The organism is Dethiosulfatibacter aminovorans DSM 17477 (genome assembly GCF_900142005.1).
In the GTDB taxonomy this organism is placed as follows: Bacteria; Bacillota; Clostridia; order Tissierellales; family Dethiosulfatibacteraceae; genus Dethiosulfatibacter; species Dethiosulfatibacter aminovorans.
This window is the reverse complement of sequence record NZ_FQZL01000064.1, coordinates 1-4,418: the sequence shown is the minus strand read 5'-3', so window position 1 is coordinate 4,418 and position 4,418 is coordinate 1. Positions and strand designations below refer to the sequence as shown.

The 4,418-nt window shown below is 33.1% G+C and carries 6 protein-coding genes; all 6 read right to left on the bottom strand.

Annotated elements, in window-relative coordinates; all coding sequences use genetic code 11:
• Positions 1-46: 46 nt before the first annotated feature.
• Positions 47-526 (bottom strand): GNAT family N-acetyltransferase, encoded by a 480-nt coding sequence (locus BUB05_RS18235; RefSeq protein ID WP_073051201.1) that lies wholly within the window; start codon positions 524-526, stop codon positions 47-49.
• Between the two features lie 187 nt (positions 527-713).
• Complete coding sequence (locus tag BUB05_RS18230) at positions 714-2,045, bottom strand: outer membrane protein assembly factor BamB family protein (protein WP_073051199.1); 1,332 nt, start codon at positions 2,043-2,045, stop codon at positions 714-716.
• A 182-nt stretch (positions 2,046-2,227) separates the two neighbouring features.
• On the bottom strand, positions 2,228-2,548 hold the full coding sequence (locus BUB05_RS18225; protein ID WP_073051197.1) for a hypothetical protein: 321 nt from the start codon (positions 2,546-2,548) through the stop codon (positions 2,228-2,230).
• 228 nt (positions 2,549-2,776) lie between these two features.
• Positions 2,777-3,256, bottom strand: a complete 480-nt coding sequence (locus BUB05_RS18220; protein ID WP_073051195.1) for a hypothetical protein — start codon at positions 3,254-3,256, stop codon at positions 2,777-2,779.
• A gap of 487 nt (positions 3,257-3,743) precedes the next feature.
• Complete coding sequence (locus tag BUB05_RS18210; RefSeq protein WP_073051191.1) at positions 3,744-4,154, bottom strand: hypothetical protein; 411 nt, start codon at positions 4,152-4,154, stop codon at positions 3,744-3,746.
• A gap of 42 nt (positions 4,155-4,196) precedes the next feature.
• A partial coding sequence (locus BUB05_RS18205) for a GNAT family N-acetyltransferase (protein WP_139258090.1) occupies positions 4,197-4,418 on the bottom strand: 222 nt, incomplete at its 5' end.

The following is a 4,418-nucleotide window of genomic DNA, read 5'->3' as shown; positions in this document are numbered from 1 at the left end:
TCATTTACTTTCACCTCTATTACAAGTGTTACAAAATCAGAATATGTCAAGCAAAATACTCCCACTTTTCTTCAGTCATAAGGTAATTAGCCCATGTTGTATTATGTTTTGACTCGGTGAATCTAAAACCAAACTTATCATATAAATAACAAGCGGATTCACAAATATCAATAGTCCATAGTATTACATGGGAATAGCCCCTTTCCTTACAAAAGTTCATCGCTTTTTGCATGAGCTGTTTGCCGGCACCTTTGCCTTGTAGGGAGATATCTGTTCCAAACAAACGAAGCTGTGCCTCTGCATTCCCTTTCTTGACAATGCAGATAGAGCCCTTGATCTCTCCGGCTTCCTCAATAACCCACAGTTTGTTACCATCCTGATCATCAAACAACTCTGTCATTGCATGGAGAAAATATTTTTCGGTGCTGGGCAAAAAACCAAACTGTTGCTCAAATAATTTGTAATAAAAATGTACCACCAAGCTGGGCTCTCCCGGCTTTGCTTCTCTAATTAATAAACAATTCATTCTATCCACTTCCTAAATTTCAATTCGTAATATATAAGTAGAGGTTTTATAACCTTTACTTGTTTATTTATAATGAAGATGATTGGCTAACGTAATTTTCAAGTTGTATGGGTAAATTAATAACTCATAAAGTTATTAGACCGGCACCAACGAACTTTAAAAACGTTTATTTTGTTAATTAAATTATCTATTTACTATCCAGTCTTTTACCTTCAAGGCTATAATTGTATACAGTTTCATTATCAACTCTGGCACTGAGGACTTCTCCATCCAATGTCAATTCCTGAATACCAAACAGCTCCTCAGCACTTAATTGCCACTTTATCTCACCATTTTCATTTATTGCGGTCAAATTCGGTTCGAATTGGCTCGAAAGATAAATCGTACCATTTTTATCTAGGAGTGGTGCTTGTTCAGTGTTAGATGCACCTACATTTTCTGTTACCCAAATAGTTTCACCTGTATTATAATCCAACGTATAAAGCGACTGGTCTATTACAATATATACACGTTTATTTTTAACCGATACCTTCGAATGCGTTGAATGGGTTCCTACCTGTATTCCATTCCACGTTCTATGCCAAACAATATTATCCATCTCACCATACCGTTCTAGATTGAATATAATACCATCTTCAAGATACACTTTCCCTTCAGTATAATATTGAATACCATAATCATCCTTATCTTCTTCATCTAGGCTTATTCCAGACTCTTTGACATCTTCTACTGTACTATGATAAAACTGATTATCAACCTGGTAAGTAATAAAACCATCACTTGACAAAAGAGGCTTAAATTCGTTTACAAAACCTGAAGCAACAAAATACTTTTCTTCTTCAAAAATATTATACAGATACAAACTAGTCAGCAAGTTACCTGAATGATAAAGCACTTTAGAATCAAAATCTAAGAACACAGGATAATTACTAGATAATATCCATCCTGTCTCGACATCCAAATCATAATCATTTGTAGGTCCTAGTGGATTATGGTATGTCATTACTTCCCAAGTATTAGTATCCACTGTAATATAGTCCATGACAACATAGGTTTCCTGTGCTGTCATCCATAGAGTTCCTGAAGTATTATCCCATTCAACTATGCTAAAGCGTTCTCCTTTATCGATTCCCAGCTCATCCTCAGAAAATTCATGGATTATGTCACCGGTGGCATCCATAAATATTAGTTTCTGATCAGTCTCAATCGCTACCATACTATTATCACTTCTAGCACGAAAACTTAAATTTTTATTAACCGTTTCATATAATAACTCATCTTCACCATAAGGATTAATCTTCCACAGAGCTCTACACCAGAAATCACTGTCATCCTGTTTTACGCCAGAATAAAGTACATACATTAATTCTTCATGAGATTCAATATAATACTGCCGATTCGCAACTGTATATTCAATTCCATCTGTTATAATTTCATCCTCAATATCCACTTCTTCTACACCGCTACAACCTGTAACAACTAACAAAAATATAAGGCTTACAATTAATAATCTTTTCATAATTTCACCTCACTATATCCTTAGTTTTTCTTCCATTTACTCACTAAATCGCCGTTTTTCATTTTCTTCAAATATCTACCAGGTATCACATCTGTTATATATCAATTTCAATTTGCCAGTAAGTTTCATCTACGTTGTTCATTCCTGCCTGACAACTCTCCTTAGCTAGAGGGTATTATTGTTCATTGCTTTCCATCTAATAAAGATTTATTTCTATCATTAATGCTAATTCCAATAGATATATTGTTTTCTCTTAAAAAATCAATAGCTTCAGAATAATCTTCATTTTCAATTGAAATTGTATATTTGTCGAGAAAATCATTTGTTATATCATATCCATCCTGCTTTAGTTCAACAGCTTTAGGACTTGCGATAATAGCTTGTAATATTTCCTCATACCTTTTATCACTGTGATCCCTATCAAAAAAACATACAATATCCGGAATTAAGGATATTATTAATAAAACAGAAACTATAACAAAACCTATTTTATACTTATTCATATCTACTTTCCTTCCTTGTATTATATTGTTATAGCCATTCTTTACCTTTTCTACAGGTTAGGCTATGCTATTTATAGATACTGTGGATTAGTTTTTCTTCTATTTACTCGCTAATTTTCAATTTGTCAATGAGTTTCATTTACTTCTCTTCCCACCTGGCAACTATCCTAAGCTAGAGGGATACACTTATACGCTTACATTTGACCCTATGCTGTAACAACTTGAATTTTATTTAGGTCTAACATCAAAATCAATACTATAATACCCCTCTTTTTCTTTAATTGAACCTGTATAAATCAAGCTATACATACCCAGATTTTTATTGTATGTTCCTATTATTACAACGGGTTTCTCTTCAGTCCCACTATCTTCCTCATTATCAGGTCTCCAATATAAAACTACCTCTTCAAACGGTAATATAAACTCATCTCCAAGAATAGTCGTTTCACCTGAATCAGACCATGAAACAAATTGCCCACTATTACATGTAACAAGTAATCTTATATCGGAAATATCCATATCACTGTGAGGGTTTACTTCTATTGGTAAGCCTGGCACTGATGACATAGTCAGAGAATACTTATCTTTTGTAGCTTTTACATTTAGCCCATACGAACCACTAGGCTCTTCAACTTTCGGCTCGGTCTGTATAATAGTACATCCACAAAGCAAAAATATAATACACAAATACACTATAAGTTTATTCATTCTGTTACCTCTCTATTCCGCTTCAGCATTCACATAGAATCCAAATACTAAGTATTGAACTTTTATCTATCTCAAATGGATCAAATACATTACTAACGCAATTACGAAAACAATGCCACAACAAACCATTGCAAATGGAAAGGATATTATTCCATACTTAAATACTGTTGGGTTTATCTCCATCATCATAGAACTTATTGGAATCATAAATAGTTGCAGGGATGGCATTGTTAAAAATAATCGTAAGATAAACTTCGCAGTACTAAATCTGTATAACTTTGCAATTTGAATATTTAGTACACCCATTACTATAAAGCTGGCGGCTAAATAATAATAAACGAACTCACTTGGTAATAGAAAAAATATACTCATTCCAAGTATTATATTTAACAATATTAACCCTATGGTTAACCTCTTATTTGAATTAAAAAACAGAAATATCGACACAACACCCTCTCTATTGAGCTCTACATCTTCAACAGAACTCCTATTCACCAATAATATTTTCCTCTATATAAATCAAGTCAAAAAACTGTATTATCTCTTCTTCTATATCTTTCAACACTATATATGACTTTTTGTTTATGTTTACACGTTTATCCCCATGAAAGCTGATTCTTACAATTTCATTATTATCTGAAAACAAACTGTAGAAAGATCCACCAACGTCTACATTCGTGTCTATGAATTTTAAATATCTTGATTTATCCATCATTGAAATGAACTGTCCAATCAATTCTTTATCTTCAGTAACATACAATATGCCACCCGCGTCCCTCATTTTGATTGCAGCAATTTCATCATAGTCATAGTTAATTATATTCCTAAAACTCCTCAATGACAGAATTGTTGTGAAAACTAGTATAAGCGTAATAAAAATTACAATTCTCTTCTTCATTTACTTTCACCTCTATTACAAGTGTTACAAAATCAGAATATGTCAAGCAAAATACTCCCACTTTTCTTCAGTCATAAGGTAATTAGCCCATATTGTATTAGGTTTTGACTCGGTGAACCTAAAACCAAACTTATCATATAAATAACAGGCGGATTCACAAATATCAATTGTCCATAGTATTACATGGGAATAGCCCCTTTCCTTACAAAAGTTCATCGCTTTTTGCATGAGCTGTTTGCCGGCACCTTTGCCTTGTAGGGAGAT